The 16633-nt window shown below is 44.7% G+C and carries 12 protein-coding genes and 1 pseudogene; 7 read left to right on the forward strand and 6 right to left on the reverse strand.

The annotated features are described in order from the left end of the window. Positions 1-2: 2 nt before the first annotated feature. From J5X92_RS17195 to J5X92_RS17205, 3 genes are read left to right on the forward strand one after another with little or no spacing between them, the layout of a single operon-like run. Positions 3-2276, forward strand: a complete 2274-nt coding sequence (locus J5X92_RS17195) for a cellulose biosynthesis cyclic di-GMP-binding regulatory protein BcsB (protein ID WP_126872831.1) — start codon at positions 3-5, stop codon at positions 2274-2276. Then, on the forward strand, positions 2270-3328 hold the full coding sequence (locus J5X92_RS17200; protein WP_126872830.1) for a glycosyl hydrolase family 8: 1059 nt from the start codon (positions 2270-2272) through the stop codon (positions 3326-3328). The genes J5X92_RS17195 and J5X92_RS17200 overlap by 7 nt, the downstream gene beginning before the upstream one ends. Next, positions 3328-5895: a cellulose synthase subunit BcsC-related outer membrane protein gene (locus J5X92_RS17205; protein ID WP_126872829.1), complete on the forward strand. Its 2568-nt coding sequence runs from the start codon at positions 3328-3330 to the stop codon at positions 5893-5895. Before J5X92_RS17200 ends, J5X92_RS17205 begins: the two co-directional genes overlap by 1 nt. Here the strand turns inward: J5X92_RS17205 and J5X92_RS17210 are convergent. The 5 genes from J5X92_RS17210 to J5X92_RS17230 all read right to left on the reverse strand — a co-directional run bounded on the left by J5X92_RS17210 (position 5878) and on the right by J5X92_RS17230 (position 11155). After that, positions 5878-7230: a choice-of-anchor A family protein gene (locus J5X92_RS17210; RefSeq protein ID WP_244360974.1), complete on the reverse strand. Its 1353-nt coding sequence runs from the start codon at positions 7228-7230 to the stop codon at positions 5878-5880. The genes J5X92_RS17205 and J5X92_RS17210 overlap by 18 nt on opposite strands. Before the next feature lie 171 nt (positions 7231-7401). Next, positions 7402-7809, reverse strand: coding sequence for a biopolymer transporter ExbD (locus J5X92_RS17215; protein WP_057789357.1), 408 nt, complete (start codon positions 7807-7809; stop codon positions 7402-7404). A gap of 140 nt (positions 7810-7949) precedes the next feature. Continuing rightward, on the reverse strand, positions 7950-8735 hold the full coding sequence (locus J5X92_RS17220) for a CLCA_X family protein (RefSeq protein ID WP_126872828.1): 786 nt from the start codon (positions 8733-8735) through the stop codon (positions 7950-7952). A gap of 2 nt (positions 8736-8737) precedes the next feature. Further along, positions 8738-9277: a flavodoxin FldB gene (gene fldB, locus J5X92_RS17225; RefSeq protein WP_013782623.1), complete on the reverse strand. Its 540-nt coding sequence runs from the start codon at positions 9275-9277 to the stop codon at positions 8738-8740. A 21-nt stretch (positions 9278-9298) separates the two neighbouring features. Further along, positions 9299-11155: a peptide methionine sulfoxide reductase gene (locus J5X92_RS17230; RefSeq protein ID WP_013782624.1), complete on the reverse strand. Its 1857-nt coding sequence runs from the start codon at positions 11153-11155 to the stop codon at positions 9299-9301. 367 nt (positions 11156-11522) lie between these two features. Between J5X92_RS17230 and J5X92_RS17235 the strand changes: the two genes are divergently transcribed. Continuing rightward, positions 11523-12671, forward strand: a complete 1149-nt coding sequence (locus J5X92_RS17235) for a hypothetical protein (protein WP_126872827.1) — start codon at positions 11523-11525, stop codon at positions 12669-12671. 188 nt (positions 12672-12859) lie between these two features. Here the strand turns inward: J5X92_RS17235 and msrA are convergent, their stop codons facing one another. Next, the gene (gene msrA / locus J5X92_RS17240; protein ID WP_126872826.1) at positions 12860-13405 is read right to left on the reverse strand and encodes a peptide-methionine (S)-S-oxide reductase MsrA; all 546 of its coding nucleotides are present in this window, start codon (positions 13403-13405) and stop codon (positions 12860-12862) included. Positions 13406-13604: 199 nt separating this feature from the next. On the opposite strand from msrA, the pseudogene J5X92_RS17245 reads away from it, so the two are divergent. The 3 genes and pseudogenes from J5X92_RS17245 to J5X92_RS17255 form a co-directional block, all read left to right on the forward strand. After that, positions 13605-13997 (forward strand): annotated as a pseudogene (locus tag J5X92_RS17245) (DUF393 domain-containing protein); the annotation flags it as partial. 94 nt (positions 13998-14091) lie between these two features. Further along, entirely contained in the window at positions 14092-14901 is an 810-nt protein-coding gene (locus J5X92_RS17250) for an SDR family NAD(P)-dependent oxidoreductase (RefSeq protein WP_208806179.1), read from the forward strand. 207 nt (positions 14902-15108) lie between these two features. Then, on the forward strand, positions 15109-16530 hold the full coding sequence (locus tag J5X92_RS17255; RefSeq protein WP_013782630.1) for a sodium-dependent transporter: 1422 nt from the start codon (positions 15109-15111) through the stop codon (positions 16528-16530). Positions 16531-16633 lie beyond the last annotated feature (103 nt).

Consider the following 16633-nt stretch of genomic DNA (forward strand, 5'->3'; position numbering starts at 1 on the left):
TAATGATAAAACCTTACTTCTTACTGATGTTTAGCTTGTTTTTCTCTGTAAGCATCATGGCTGAAACACACACTTTTCGACTTAGTGATTTTTATGCTGGTGACAGTATTGCCCGATTAGAAGGGAAATCTAGTAGCGTGGATATCGCAATACCGCTAAGTGCTATTAGTGATATATCGAAAGCCTCTCTTAGAATAGAAATTGTGAGTTCACAGGCGCTCGTTGAGAAACGTTCACAAATGTATGTGCGATTTAACAATGCCACCATTGGGCAAATAGCTTACTCCCCAAACCAACCCACTATTATCTCAACCATTGATATTCCTTCCCAGCTTTGGCGCGAGGGGTTTAATAATTTAACCTTGGCAGTTAGCCAGCACTACGCCATGCAATGCGTAAACGGTAGCGCTCCGGAATTATGGAGCGAGGTGAACCTTTATACTTCTTCGCTTACAGTAGATGCTGATATTGACGTGGATAATTTTGGTATTAAAGATTTATCGGGATTTTTTAGTGCAGGTATAGGCGGGCAACGCAGTGTTCAATTACTTACTGCTGAGGATGCCGATAGCGAGATTATCGAAAAAACGTTGCCGTTAGTGGCTCAAGCGTTAGCCCTTAGAAACCAATATCAACCTCTTAGCATCATGCATACGCCCATTCCACAGGGGTATGTTTTACCTAAAGTTACTCAACAAGATGAGGAGTTTTGGAGTGAAAATAGAATAGGCGCGTATGAAAAAACGGCATGGTATTTAGCTGAAGGCAAAACGCGGGAGGTCCATATTCTGGTTGGGAATAAGCAGGCATTGTCTCCGGTATTATCTGATGCGGTTGTCAATGAAATTAACGGCCCCTTCTTAAAAGTGCAACGCACCGAAGCATTTGTCGCTGTCGATAAAACTTGGGTGCCAGCATCATACCGACTTATTGTTAGCGGAAATAATAACGATGAGGTTTTTGATGCAGCAAAAGCCTTGTCGGTAATGGACGATGCGCTCAACCCTGGTGCTCGTACTATCGTGCGCTCTCAAACGCAAATGGATGCAGTAGCGTTGCAACAAACTGCTGCATTGCAACCCGGTGAAAGTTACACCTTTAGCGATATTGGGGTATCTAGCGATCAATTTGTGGATGAAGGGCGCTTTGAGAAAAATGTATCATTAACGCTACCCGCTGATTTCTTTGTACCTGAAAATGCCAGCGTAGAATTCCTTCTCGATTTTGGCTATGGGGCGGGCATTGGGCCGGGCTCTTCAATGAACGTAAATGTGAACGGTGAACTCGTTCACGGCTTGTATCTTGGCGATGTGAATGGTGAATCTTTTAGGGATTATCAGCTGAAGATCCCAGCACGATTTTTTAAAGGTGGAACGAACAGTGTTAGCTTTATCATTACTATGCGCCCGCCTGTTGCAGGGCTTGCGTGTAACGATGTGCAAAGCTCTCATTTATTGTTCCAATTTAACAACAGCTCTAGCATACACCTTCCTCAAGCAGGCCATGTAGCCGTTCAGCCTGATCTAGGTTTATTTGGTGATACTGGCTATCCGTTAGCACGTTTTAATTCAGCGCCTAAAAGCCAAATATTTATACCGTCTAACGACTATTTAAACAGTGCATTGACCCTTGCTGGCAAGCTTGCTCAAGTTGCAAAAATTCCTCTGCTGAATCTATCAATCACTAAAGACGCATATGAAAATAAGGGATCATTAATTGTATTAGGAAGCCCTGAAACACTAAATAATCTTGAACAAGATAGTTTTGTCACTGCCATTGGGAATACCAAGCGTTGGCCCTACCGCGCACAAAATATGTTGTACAACCGTGTGAGAGATTTCAGCAACGATAAATCTTACCGCCAAATGCTTACCGAAGGCACTACAGTACAGGAAAGTGATTTGGGCGATAATGCGGTGTTTGTCGCGCAGCGCCACCCCAACGGCACGAATTCCGACACCCTATTTTTATTGGTTGCACAAACACCTGAAAAATTGGCCGCGAGAGTGGATGACCTGATTAGTTTATCTCTATGGGGACAAATGGCAGGCGACTTCTTTGTTTGGAATGACAACGAATCACCCTTGTTGGTTATGCAGGTTAACGATAAATATGAAATGGGTGAACCGGATGATGTTTTACTCACTCTTCGCTTGTGGTTGTCTAACAACCCTTGGTATTGGTTAGTCACCTTCATGGTATTAGTATTCTTCGTAAGCTTATTGATTTACTTGTTGCTGCGACGCCGAAACAAAAGAGCACAAGATTCATGGTAGACGGCGGTAGGGGCTGGCGGTTCATTCGACTCGTAGGCCTGTTTGGGCTGCTAGGTATATTGGCGTCATGTAGCAACCCTGAAGAGCGTGAAATACAAGAAGCGTTTCAAGCCTATAAAGCCTTGTTTATCGACAATGGTCGTATCATCGATACGGGTAATGGCGATGTATCTCATAGTGAGGGGCAAGGGTACGGTCTATTGTTCGCGGTTGCTGCTAACGACAGAACCGCTTTTGATAGTATATGGATGTGGACTCACACTGTACTTCAGCGGGACGATAAGCTATTTCATTGGCGCTACCGCCCCTGTGAAAGTAAAAATAAGCAATGTATAGACGACCCAAATAACGCCTCAGATGGCGACCTACTTATTGCTTGGGCACTTCTGCGTGCTGCTGATAAGTGGGGAGACAAAAGCTATCGGCATGATGCCCAAGTCATCATAACGGCTATCGAAGAAAAGTTGTTTATTGAAACCGAAGCGTTCCTAGTGCTATTGCCAGGAGAGTTCGGTTTTAAGAGTGATGAGAGTAATGATGAGGACATACAACTTAATTTGTCTTATTGGGTGTTTCCCGCCATTGATGCGATTACTGAGGTTTCGTCTCGGGCACTACGCTGGAAAGCATTACACCGCAGTGGCACTGCGCTTATTTACAAAGCACGTTTTTCTAAACACAAACTGCCCCCAGACTGGTTAAGAGTGAACGAAGGAGCCTTGTCTTTAACCAATACTGTGTCTCAGGAATATGGTTTTAATGCCTGTCGTATACCCCTTCACCTTGCGTGGGCAGGTATAGATGATGCCGCATTTTATTCTGATTTTGAACGCTGGTGGGACATAGAAAATACACCGGCTACCGTCAATTTACTCACAAATGAAATAGCTGAATATGCGATGACACCAGGGATGAAAGCCGTCGAGTCTGCGGTAAAACATATTATTGATGGTAGTCCACTGTCACTTCCAGCGATTGACAGAAATATGGATTATTATTCGGCGAGTTTAACCTTGCTCTCTATGGTTGCTGTTATGGATGCCAAGTCTTAATGTCATCACAATTTTATTGCAAAAAGCGCCCCACAACATTTTTTTTAGCGGTGCTATCGGCCGGTATTGTGGGCTCGTTGTTAGGCGGCGCCCAAGTCAGCGCCCAAGTTAGCGCAGAAGTCTCTACTACGTATAAAGAGCAGCAAGATAAACCGCTACAAGTAGCCGAATATGGCAAACCTGATGTTACGGGGTTGTGGTATCACATCAACCAAAAGCAAACACAACTGGCAAACCGAGAATTAGGAAGGCTTAAAAGTGCGTTTCCGCAATGGGTAGTACCTAGCGACGTTGAAACAGCATTGTATCAATTAAACAATCCTTCCAAGTCCTCTGATGTTGTTACAAATCAGAAAGCTTTAGAACAGTCTGTTTCAAATCAGGCTGCGGCGCATCCGGCAACATCAAATGCGCCTTCGCAAAACACGGTGGCGAAAGACGCCCCACTTCAAAAATTTGCGCAAAAAACATCAGCGCAACGTGTGCTTATTAGCGCACGTGAGCTTAACCAGTTATCAATGTTAGCTGACAGCCTAGCACGTTACGATTATCACATGTTATTGGGGTGGGCTGCTCTAGACAAAGGCATGCTCAGCGATGCTCAGCATCATTTCGAGCGCGCAGAAGCCTTACATGAAACCGTAGTGCAGAAAAAAGGCGTAGTTGATGGTAAGCGTGCCATTGTGAATGCGCGAATTCAGCAACTCTTGAGCAACAGCGCTAATACTAACAATAAAGATGACAGCATTACCAAAGCCAGTATTACCAGAGAGAGCGCAGCGCAGCTCAAGTCGATGTTGTTAGGGGGAGATGCTGAGCAGGTGAGTGAAACGCTATTGGGAGAGGCTTGGAAACGCTATGACGCCGAGCGCTATCACGCTGCTTATGATTTATTTGAACTGTTAGAAAATCATGAAGGGGTGTGGCTGAGTCTGCGAGGGCAGGGGAAAAATGCCCAGGCGGGCTCTTACGCATGTGAACAAGCAAGCTCGCAAAAATTCCTCACTCGCTGTGCTGACTTTTTAGCTTCCGAACAGGCCGAACATTACAACAACGAGCAATTTCAGCGAAGTGTGGATGCTGGATTAGCATTACGAAATATTCGGCGTTTAAGCGGTGATGAACAAGCACTGTTGGGGTGGAGTGCGTTACAAGCAAGCAATCGTCTTAACGATGAAAATGCGCAAATTGCCAGAGATGCTTTTTCCGCAACGCTTGCATCACAACGAACTGCAGGTGAGGCGAGTAACATCGATATCGCCAATGCGCTTATAGGGTTAGAAAATGACGAGGGGCGTGCTGCATTAGCTGAAAAATACCCTTCGGTTGCACTCATTCTAAAGCAACAAGACGCCGCCAGTGCATGGCCAAGAAAGCAATTTATCTTATCTTATAATCTTGATGATGCTAGAGCGACAACAGCGCAAACTAAAGATGCTTATACCGTGGTGGCGGGTTTGACGACGCGATCTCGAAGCGGTGATGAAGGGCTGGGCAATTTTGATGTATTCACTAGCTATATCGGCGTTGGCGGCATGGTAGACAGTTGGCAATGGCAAGTTGCGCTAGATTATCAACAATTGTATAGCGGTAAGCCTGCAACAAACAGTTGGTTTGCTGATGGGCAAGCTTCAGATGATTTTGCAGGCATTTCTGGTTTTGAAGATAAAGGGCTGCGCGCTGAAGTCATGTATCAACAAAGCGCTTTTAATTTTTACGCTAACCTAGAGTATGAATTATTCGACCAGCCTGTTGACGCAGAACTAACAGGGCAACTTTCAGCAACGTGGTTTTTACCTGAAGTCACGTTGGCGACAACGCTATTTCATTTACCTAAAACCGATAGTCTATTGAGCCAGTCCGGTACTTTTAATAGCGAACAGACCGAACGTTGGGGCTATGTTATAGCCGACGGCGTTTCGGTGTTAGCTGCACACAGCTTCAAACCGCAGTGGTCGATAGCGGGTACATTGACGTGGGCTAGTTTAAGCGGCGATGGGGTTGCCGATAATAACTATTTATCTCTTCGTACGGATGTAAACTATAACCTTGCGCCACAAATATCGCCTAGGTTGGATTACTGGCGCGTAGGACCTTTTTTCAGTTATTTAGGGTACGATGAAAATCTAAGCGGTTTTACTTACGGGCATGGTGGGTATTTCAGCCCAAATTATATGGTAAGTATTGGCGGTTATTCTGAACTGCTGACGATGGAAGCGCACCGTTGGCAATTTAAGTTAAGCACCTCATTAGGACTGTCTAGATTAGCAGAGCCTAGCGATCCTCGGTTTCCCCTATTAACAGCGAGTGATAGCAGCAACCCGCTATCAAGCTTACATCTGCCTTATAATCGTAGTACTGGCTTAAGTGGTAATATGATGTTTGAAGGCCAATATAGATTGTCTAACCATTGGATAGTAGCGGGCTACGTAGGTAAAGCCTTTGCGGTGGAATATCAGGCTTTTGAGGCGGGGATGCAAATACGTTGGCGACCAGGAAAAGGCGAGGGCGTAACCAGTGACGAGCTAATGCGCTCGTCACCACGGTTATCAGGTTTTGCGCTTTAGCTTATTGCGAATGAACACTACCGCGAAAGCGGGAAGCATAAGCAGTATTGAGCCCGGTGCAGATACTTGCGTTACGCCGAAACTATAGTTGTTTACTTGCCCTGTGGGAGCTAAATATTCAACGCCATTATCATTGGTTAGATAAACCTCTGGGGTAAATACGCTACTCGCAATAAGGTTCCCGTCAACATGGCCGTTGTAAAAAGCAATATCGGCATAAGGCGCTAATATGCTTCCTTTAACCCCTATGGACTGAATAGTCACGCTGGTGGCGTCAACAAAGTTAAATAGAATGTTATTGGTATAAGTACCGTCGTGACGGTAATTCGCATTTTGGTCGTTATCTTGATACTGTCCAGCAAACGCAGTATTGAAAAAACCGGTATTAAACAAGTCAACCGCATCACCTGTTACGTTAATGATGTTATAGCTAATGGTTGAGAAGTCGTACGTAATACTCTTGTTCGCCACAGATAACCAGTCGGCATCGATGTCATAAATATTGATGCTGTCATCACCAGAGAACACGATACCGTCTACGTTAGTGCTATCTGCACAGCTTGTATCGCCTTGGCAATAAAAAGTTGTACTGCCGTTTGCTGTCATGTCAGCGAATGCTAACGACTGCGCTTTGATTTCAGATTCTATAGCGTCAAAGTCGATATTATCTATCGATGCAGGTGTTACAGCGTCTGCAATGATGCCGTCACTGGCTGTAGAGTTCAGATCAAGGACAACCGTGCCACCGGCAGTAATGCTGCCATCGGTCACTTCAGAGCTAACTAGAGCAACACTACCAACCGAACTAATATTGCCGTTTTCTACGCTAGTATTGGTTAGCTGTACACTGCCTGCATTGATATCGCCGTCATTGACTTGTGCATTAGCTGAGGTAAAAACACCCCCCGCATTAACATCGCCGCTTAATACCGTACTTTCGGTAATAGTGGCGTTGTCAGCTGCATTAACGGCGCCTTCAAACTCAACACTGTTAGCCACAATATTGCCGCTAACGGTGGTTTGGCCGTTACGAATTTTTCCGTTCGTATAGGCGATATCGCCACCCACAAACAATGAGCTTGTGGTTAAATCTGGGGAAAGTTGCAGGCCTACATCAAAATCGTTTACAACTAGGTTACCGCCAACAGCAAGGCTACCCTCTACATCGGAGTAGTAACCGGTATAGTCTTCGAAGATGAATGCATTGTAGTCGAAGGCTTCTCTTAAGGTAATTTGAGTGGCATGAACAATACCTTGTGCACTAACCGCCAGGGTTAGCGCGCCTAGGGAACTGGCGAGTTTCGTTGAAATTGTGTGTTTACGCATAGTTGACATATTTTGCTCCAGTGAAATCAGCAACTGGAATCAATTTTCAACATGGATTTCCAGGCACACCGAATGGTACGATCAGAACAAAATGTGCGCATTACCACAAGAGATACTTTCGTATAGGGATAGATACGAAAAAGCCGCCCTAGAGGCGGCTTTTTAAAACTTTCGAAAGAACTAGCCTTTCTTAACCAGTACCGACACTTTAGCGATACCAGCTACTTTAACCTGGTTCATTACTTCTACCACTGTACCGTGTTCAGTATCTTCATCAGCTTGGATAGCTGCTGAATCAGTGTTGTTTTCCGCTAAATAAGTTTGCGTGTTTGCAACAACACGGCGGATATCAACTTCACGGCCACCCATCATGATAGTGCCATCAGCAGCTATACGAATAGATAGGGCTTTAGAAGGCTGATCATTTTTAGACTGATTGTCTTCTGGGCGGTTTGTATCTAACCCTTTTTCTTTCACGAACGAGGTCGTTACGATGAAGAAAATCAACATGATGAACACGATGTCCAACATGGGGGTCATATCAATCTGAGCCTCGTCTTCGGCCGAGGTATGCTTTTTTCTTTTCATCTCGTCTTCTTTTTTCTGTTACGTTCGAGCACATTAGTATACTGCCTGTAACAAAAATAAACAGGGTTTTGTACAAAACAGCGTGCTCGTTAACACTTGTTGCTGAAAAATTGCTCAGTTTCCATCGTAAAACAACAAACTTATGATTGTTTGTGGGAAATGGCGACGCCTAATTGGTAAAAATACAACATCAACGACTCATTGAGCGCTATACGCAAATTACCATGAGGATAAATGCCAAGTCTAGCCTCTGTTGATCTTTTTGTTCCTTGAACTAAGAATGCGTTTTTGATCGTATGGTCTTGAACGCAGGCCTCAAAGGCTCTGGCGGCCATTTCTTGGGGCATCGCATAGTAATAGATTTTTAATGCGCGATCCGCCTCTACAGATCGTACAAAATAATCGTTAGGCCGATTATTGTTGTCTAAAAACAACGAAGAGAAGCAATTACTCAGTTTTTCATTGAGCGGATGGGGATTTAGTGGAACATTATCTAGCCAAGCTTGCGAAGCGAAGCTACCAGGGCCCACGTCGGCAAACATTTTGGGCGCAATATAATGATCAAACGCATGAAACCACTCATGAGCTAATGCGCCTGCACCGGCATTCTTAGCCAGTGCGAGCTGTCTTCGTGCACTATTATAATGGGCGCTAGCGCCTTTTTGACCGCCACTACCAAAGGCTAACGACAATGTGCCGTTTAAGGACAGCACTTGTTCGTTAACGTTTAAAATGGTGGCCAGATCATACAAGGCGTCGAAGAAAAGGTTAGCCGCTATTTGTTGTTCATCAGCCGTTACCCATTTTCCAATGGTGATACTCGAAAAATTAAACAGTTTGCGAATATCTTGAAAAGTGACATCGGCACCATCCCTATGGCTAGGTCCATTGCGATAGAAGTCTTGATGTATGCGCCCTTGGGTCACAGCTAACCCGCTAACGATATAAGCAGTTGTTCACACCATGCAGCAATACGTTCTTCTGATTTGTCGTACTGGTTTTCGTCGTCTAGTGAGAGCCCTAAAAAGTGTGACTTGTCTTCAGTTAACGCTTTAGACGCTGTGAACTCATAACCCTCATTGGGCCAATAACCAATGATAGTGCAGTTGGAAGGGGCGATAGCATCGTGCAGCATACCCAAGGCATCTTGAAACCAATCAGCGTAACCAAGTTGGTCGCCCATGCCATACAAGGCTACGGTTTTACCTTCCAAATTAAGCTGGTGAGCTTCTTCCCAATGAGATTCCCAGTCTTCTTGCAGTTCACCAAAGTCCCAGGTAGAAATGCCAAAGATAATGACGTCGTAGTCGGCGGTCCTGCCTAAGCTCACATCTTTAATGTTGTGAACATCTACAATGTTTTCATCGAACAAGCTATTTAATTGTGCCTGAATTTTTTCCGCTGCCATTTCCGTATAACAGGTTGTTGAACCGTAGAATAAGCCAATCGACAGGGCATTATCACTCATGAAAACCTCTTTCCGTACACACTAATCATCTTTTATGGGCGGGAATTCTACCTCTTTACCGTTGCTCAACAAAGCTTTGCAGCCAACAACTGTACTATTTTGTGAAATTTGTAATATACCGATGGCGCAGCCGTTATAGAGCTCACCGTATCCTGATGATGGTTCTCTGGCGGTAACCGACATATTTCTGCGCCTTGTGAACACGTTAAGCACAGATTTTGGCCCGTAGAAAACACGGTTAAGCCTATCTAACCAGCGAATTAAGCCTTCGGGAAACGCATTCTTTAATCCGCTACAGGTAAATTGGGTAATGTGAGGGCTATTACGCTGAAAACGTAATCGTACATCGTATACAAACGAGTAGTGAACATCACCTGACAGAATAATAAATTCAGGGGGCGTTTTGTAATGTCGAAAAATATTCAACATAACATTCGCCGTGCCTTTGTGCGCCATCCAGTTCTCGGCATCCACAGTAAGTGCTTTGCCAAAGAAGGTGAAAGTCTTTTGGATGGCTTCAATAAACTTCACCCCGTAAATAGGGGCGGCCGACACCACTATCACCGCTTCCTTTCCAATAATGTTATGCTGAAAGTCGCATAAGGCTTCCCAGTCCATCAAGCCTGACGGCTTTTTCATACTCGATTCAGAGCGCCAACGTCGCGTTCGGGTATCGAGTACCTCAATAGGGGGCGTGGTGTCTAAGCGGTAATTCCAATGTTCAAAGTCTAACAATTGGTCAATGAGTTCATCTTGCTTGACCATGCCATTTTCGGTAAAGGTTTCACTGGCTTTAGCCATTAACGGCGTGCATTTTTGCGGCGCATTGCCCCATCCTTGGCAAAGTAGGTAACCGGTTAGGGCGTTACCAATCATACGTTTAGAAAAAGGGTGTCCATAAACTTCTTGTTCCCAACCGCGGGTTAAGTTCCAGTCGTCGGTAACATCGTGATCGTCAAAAATCATGTAAACGGGAATATGCGCCAGTGCACGGCGGACTTTGGGCAACGTTTTCACAAATCCTTCAATGGCATTTTGTTCTTTTTCAAAGGTGTCTTTGTGTTGCGTGGCTATGTCATTTACTTGAAAAGTCACATTGCGCCACAGGGCAGGCGACCACACTAAGAAATACATGGCCATTACTTCGGCGCAGCTTATTAAGTGATTTTGCGCATTCACCGAGGTGAAAATAGGTTTTCTTTTGGCACCAAAGAAGAGTGATGAAAGAGCGGTATTCGTTTGTGTTTGTGGTAGTAACTGCTCACGTTCATAAAAACCATGAGGGTGAGTAGGGAGCTCTGACGAGTTGTCTAATACCGCGCCATCAAGGGGCTCTTCAAAAAGCCCAAGTAATGCAATGACTTGGTGAATGGCTTGCAAAGTAGGGCCGGCTACATCATCGGTGTATACCTGATCGCCTGTCATCATAAGCACATCAGGGCGAGGGCTGTTTGATGTAATAGCGCTATCGAGTAGATTATCAACTTGAGCAAGGGCATCATCACCATCAAAATGAGGCTTTCGACATGAGCCATGCAATAGGGTTTCTGGTTTATTTGTCCAGCAAAAGCTTAATGCAGTTTGATTAGCATAAAGTAAGTCTGCTTGCTCTTGTTGCCACTTTTCTTGGCATTCAGTCGCTGTAAAGGTGAGTTGGTAGTAAATGGGTACATTGGCGGTAAAGCTTTCATCAACAGTGGCAGATAATAAATGAATGAAGGCGTGCTTACCGACTTGTACGCAGGTGCCTGTCACCTCTGCTTTAAGCGTTGCACCATGCTGTGTTAGTGCAAATGCTGGCGCATTAGCTTCAGGTGTTACCAACCAAACATGACACGCACTTTGTGTGACTCGCCTAACGATTGGGCCCGCAATCACCGCAGGAATATACTGCTCAGAAATAATATGCTCCTACCAAAAGCAACAAGAAGAAAAATGTACCTTACTCTTTTTTGGCTTTAAACGGTATGGTAGATATACTCGCTTACATTTTTTACCCTAATGGGCTTTACTCGTGACGGTTTTCGCCCATAAATTTGCCTTTGTCTGACTATTTACGATGTAGGTCAAAATGTAGGTCAAAGTGCAGGCGGTATCGTAGATGGGGTAGCCAATAGAATTATAGGCTGTGAACACGTTGTCGGGCTGATTTGTTGCTAGCGGTTTTTTATAAGCGTGCTGGTGCTTGCAGGTTTTGCTAGGCGTGAGTGATAGGGGCATCTTAACGTTGAAGGAAATGAAAAACATGTTGAATAATTGGCCGGTTGCCGCGTTTATTGTCGTAGCGTTAAGTGGTGTTGTGGCAGGCTGCAGCGATAACAAAGATGCCGCATTTGACGAAGAAGCGCCTAGTGCCACAACCAGTTCAGTTTTAACCTCTGTTGGGCGCTGGATATCAACCGACACCAGCGACGTAATACAAGACCCTCAAACCTCGGGGCTAATTGAAATTAATGGTCAATTAGTCACCATTGCAGATGGTAGTGCCGCGTTCGAGCAGCAAAGAAAACTGCACTTTATTGATAAAGACACGGCGACACTGACCACATCAAGCAATGCATTTAAGCTAGCTACACGCGTGCGCCGAAGTTGTTTTAGTGACTATTTAACCAATGCGCCAGATTTAGAAGCGCTTGCTAGCGATCCTCGTAATCCGAATGTGATTTACACTGTAACCGAAGATGCTACCCGCACAGGCACACTCTCTACCCGCTGTGAAAAGAAATATCAAAATACGGGCTCTACCGATTATCCCACCTTATTGGTTCGTTTAGAGCGTGATGAAGACAACACTGTGACAATGACCTATGTTCGTCCTTTGCAGTTTCCTACTGAATTTGAAGTGGGTAACTTCCCTAACGACGGTATTGAGGGCATGGCCATGGCAAAAGATGGCACCTTATACTTAGGCCTAGAAAAAGATAAAGCGGGGCAGCCGCGAATTTTCTCGTTAAACATAGCGGATGACTTTTGGCAAAGTGCGGATTTCGCTGTGGTAGATGAACCTGATTTGTCGTTACCTATGTTTGAAACGGGTAGCCACCCCATAAATGGCTTAGCACTTTATAATGCTGCTGATAGCGGTAATCGTTTTTTATTGGCCGCAGCCCGAAATGATAACGAGGTTTGGGTTATTGATGTTGCTGGTAAGGTAGAAACGAAGCGTATCTCCATGCAGTTTAATGTGAGTGCAGATAATGAGTGTGGCGAATATGTAATGGATAACGCCTCAATTGAAGGACTGGTTGTGGTAGAAGATACTTTGTGGCTAATAAACGATCCGTGGAAAGTAAACTACTTGAAGAACATCAAATGTGAAGCAGAGACACCACGTTACGAAGCCATGGCACCTTTGTTGTTCTCAGTGCCTTTAAATGACGCATGGTTTCAGTAGCTCTAGGCTTTAACAATATTCTGTTTCAGAAACCCGGGTTTCTAAATCGCTATGTTTCAGAAGCAATAAACGGCAAAAACCCAGAGATTCAAAGCACTGGCTATTTACAGAGATAAAAAATGCGGTTGCAGATATTACGCTGCAACCGCATTTTTTTGTTAGGGTCTTCAAGCCTTAATTAAGGCTTTTTATGCTTGCTTACGTAGACGTGAAGCAAATGTCTTTTTAAACTTCGCTAGTTTGGGTGCGACTACCATAGAACAGTATTGGTTCTGCGGATTATTTTTAAAGTAATCCTGATGGTAGTCTTCAGCCTGATGGTAGTTATCAATTGGCACAACTTCGGTGACAACCGGATCAGGCCAAATCTCTTCCGTAGTGATTTCTTTTATTATGGCTTCTGCAGCGTCTTTTTGCGCATCGTCATGATAGAAAACCGCACTACGGTATTGTGTGCCCACATCATTACCTTGACGGTTCAATTGCGTAGGATCGTGCAGTGCAAAGAAAATCTCTAATACCTCTCGATAACTGATGTTATCTGCATCATAAGTCACCTGAACCACTTCAGCGTGACCAGTACCGCCACCACAAACCGATTCATAGGTTGGTGAGGCATCTTCGCCGCCTGCATACCCAGATACTGCCTTTTCAACACCTTCAACAGTATTAAATGCTGACTCTATACACCAAAAACACCCGCCAGCTAGGGTGGCTACTTGTAAATTTGCCATTGTGTTACCTCAGAAAAAACGTATGACATCAGTGTGGGTGTGAGCGCGGTTAAACTCAAGTCATCCAAGTGCATTTTTTTAGCGTATAAAAGCATAATAAATAAAAAGACCAGAACATAGAAAGACCAGAACATAGAGAGTGCAGAACACAGAAAGACAGAACACACAGAAAGCTACCGCCAAGTCAGAGGTGACTACATTGATAATTTTTTACGATGGCTACTGCCCGTTGTGCAAAACAGAAATGCGCCATTTACAAAAACGGGATAAGCAAGGTGCATTAACCCTTGTTGATATTCAAACACAAGAGTTTGCTGCGCAGTACCCTGAATTAGATTGGCATGCACTCAATGCTAGAATTCACGGGTTATTACCCGATGGCACACTTATTACCGGACTAGATGTAACCCATCAGGCGTGGAAAGCTGTAGGTGTAGGTTGGCTATACGCCCCCCTGCGCTGGCCTGGTATTCGTATTATTGCCGATTGGTGTTACCTCAAATTCGCTAAACACCGTTATACCATTTCGTATTTATTGACCGGTAAAAAGCGTACTTGTGACCGATGTGTACCTGGTGACATTCAGCAAGAATCACCCAGTGATGCGAATGCTGCGCTTACTAAAAGCACCGCTGGGGCGGAACATATTAAGAATATCGAAAGCACAAAAGGCAAAGGTGGCGACAGTGGCAGATAACCCCAAAACTGAGCAAAATACGGCTGAGCAAAGCGCTAATACGGTGTCTCTCGTGATAGGGGCGTCGGGCGGAATAGGGAAGGCACTGGTTCATCTATTGGCAAGCGCTGAGCCGGATGAAGGTGAGAATCCCAATAAGGTAATCGCGCTTAGCCGCAGTGGTTATAAAGACGCCACTTGGACTGATAATGTGACGGCGATTAGCTTGCCGGAACACAATGAACGCAGTATAGAGGCGTTTGTTAAAGACCTTCAAGCGCAAGGTACACGAGTGAAGTTAGCGATTGTCGCGACCGGCGTACTTCACAATGAAACGCTGGGGCTTCGCCCAGAAAAACGGCTTGAAGACATAAGTGAAAAAGCGTTAGCAACTTACTTTGCCGTCAACAGTACGCTGCCTGCTTTATGGATGAAGTACTTAGTGACTGTGATGGTGAAAGAAAACCCGTTAATTGTCTGTATTAGTGCGCGGGTGGGCAGCATTTCTGATAACAAACTGGGGGGCTGGTATGGATACCGAGCTTCAAAAGCCGCGCTTAATATGTTGGTAAAAACAGCCGCGGTAGAATACACACGGCGGCTTAAAGAACCACTTTTAGTGTGTTATCACCCAGGTACTGTCGATACTGGTTTATCAGCGCCGTTTCAGAAAAACGTAAAAGCAAAAAAACTGTTCACACCGGAATTTACCGCTAATCAACTGCTTACTCACTTGTCGACACTAAGCGCTTATCGCAATTCAAACTATGACGAAAGCTGTCACTTCATTGACTGGGACGGTAAAGTGGTAACTTGGTGATACGCCAATTGCCGCTTTCTGTAAGCCCAATATCAAGACTTTTTATTACACTGCTGTTACCATGCATTTTAGGGAATGGTGCAGTGTTTTGACTCGCTTAAAAAAGGCGAGCAATACGACGTAGTCGACGCCATTAGCACGATGAAATAATCATAAGTTATCGCCATCCCAGAAAACATAAAAATAAACTCAACAAGAGGAAGGGATATGAGCGGGGCCAGAGAACAGTTCGGATCGCGCATAGGTTTTATTCTAGCAGCGGCAGGGTCGGCAGTAGGTATTGGTAACCTAGTGGGCTTTCCTGTTGGCGCGGCAAAAAATGGCGGTGGTGCATTCTTATTAATGTATGCCATTTTTGTATTCGCTATTTGCTTACCTGTGATGTTAGCGGAAATGTCAGTGGGGCGTCATGCCAAAAAGGATCCACTTGGCGCGTACAGCGCAATCAGTGGCAATTCAGCAAAGTGGAAAATCGCCGGTTGGTTAGCCATTGCTACGCCATTTATGATTGCCGTGTTCTACATGGTGATTACGGTGTGGATTTTCGGTTATCTTTTTGAAACCGTTAGCGGTAATTTAGACACCTTAGCTAACCCAGATACCTTTGGGTTATTTATTAATTCGTCGTCTATTTTCGCTTATATGGCCGTGGTTGTTGGTGTGGTTTATCTCATTCTGCAAGGCGGTGTTAAAGAGGGGATTGAAAAAGCAGCTAAGCTGCTGATGCCAGCCCTTTTTGTTATGCTAATTGGCTTAGTGGTGTTCGTACTCACCCGCGAGAATGCTATGGCAGGGGTGAAGTTTTATATCATTCCTGACTTCTCAAAGCTGACAGCAAGTGTGGTGAATGGTGCGCTCGCACAAGCGTTTTTCTCCCTCTCGCTAGGTATGGGGATTTTGATTACCTACGGCAGTTATATCGACAAGAGAGCGGATGTACCTACGTCGGCAAAACTAGTGGCAATAACAGATACCGCAGTGGCCTTCACGGCAGGCTTAATGATTCTGCCTGCGATATTCTCATTCAACCCTGATATTAATCCTGATGAACTTAGTGAGTCATCGGTGAGTATGATTTTCACCTATCTACCTAATATATTTTTAGCGCTGCAAAGCTCTATTGGGTATGTGGGGGCGTCTATCGTGGCAAGCCTGTTCTTCTTATTAGTGTTCTTTGCTGCCATCACGTCTTTAGTGTCTATTTTTGAAGTGCCAGTAGCGGCGCTAATGGACGAGAAAGGGGTAAGCAGAAAGTGGGCATTAGCATCACTTGGTAGCGTGATGCTTGTGCTAGCGGTACTGTGTACTTTGTCATTTGGTAAAGTTGATGCACTTACGCAGTTCGCCAGCTATGCAGGTGTAGATAAGTCGCTGTTCGACGTTATTATTGACGTATTTTACGAGACCATTTTGCCATTAAACGGCTTCTTGATTTGTATCTTCGTTATCTATCGTTGGAAAAGTGCAAACTTCAATGCATCCCTTGAAGAGGGGAGTTCGGGCTATCGTGGTGGATGGTTTGAAAAGTATGTCGATGTATCGCTTAAAACGTTTATCCCTGCCATCTTGTTAGTTATTTTCATCAATACCGTGGCGGTTAAATACTTCGGCTTCAGCCTGTTTGGCTAGTGGTTGTTCTCAGCTAGTCGTTGTTCTCGATTGGTAGTTGCACTAGGCAAGTTGAAGTAAAACGTATATTAATAATAAGGCGCTCAAATATGAGCGCCTTATC

Origin of the sequence: Alteromonas sp. K632G (assembly GCF_017653625.1) — a bacterium.
Taxonomy (GTDB): Bacteria; Pseudomonadota; Gammaproteobacteria; order Enterobacterales; family Alteromonadaceae; genus Alteromonas; species Alteromonas naphthalenivorans.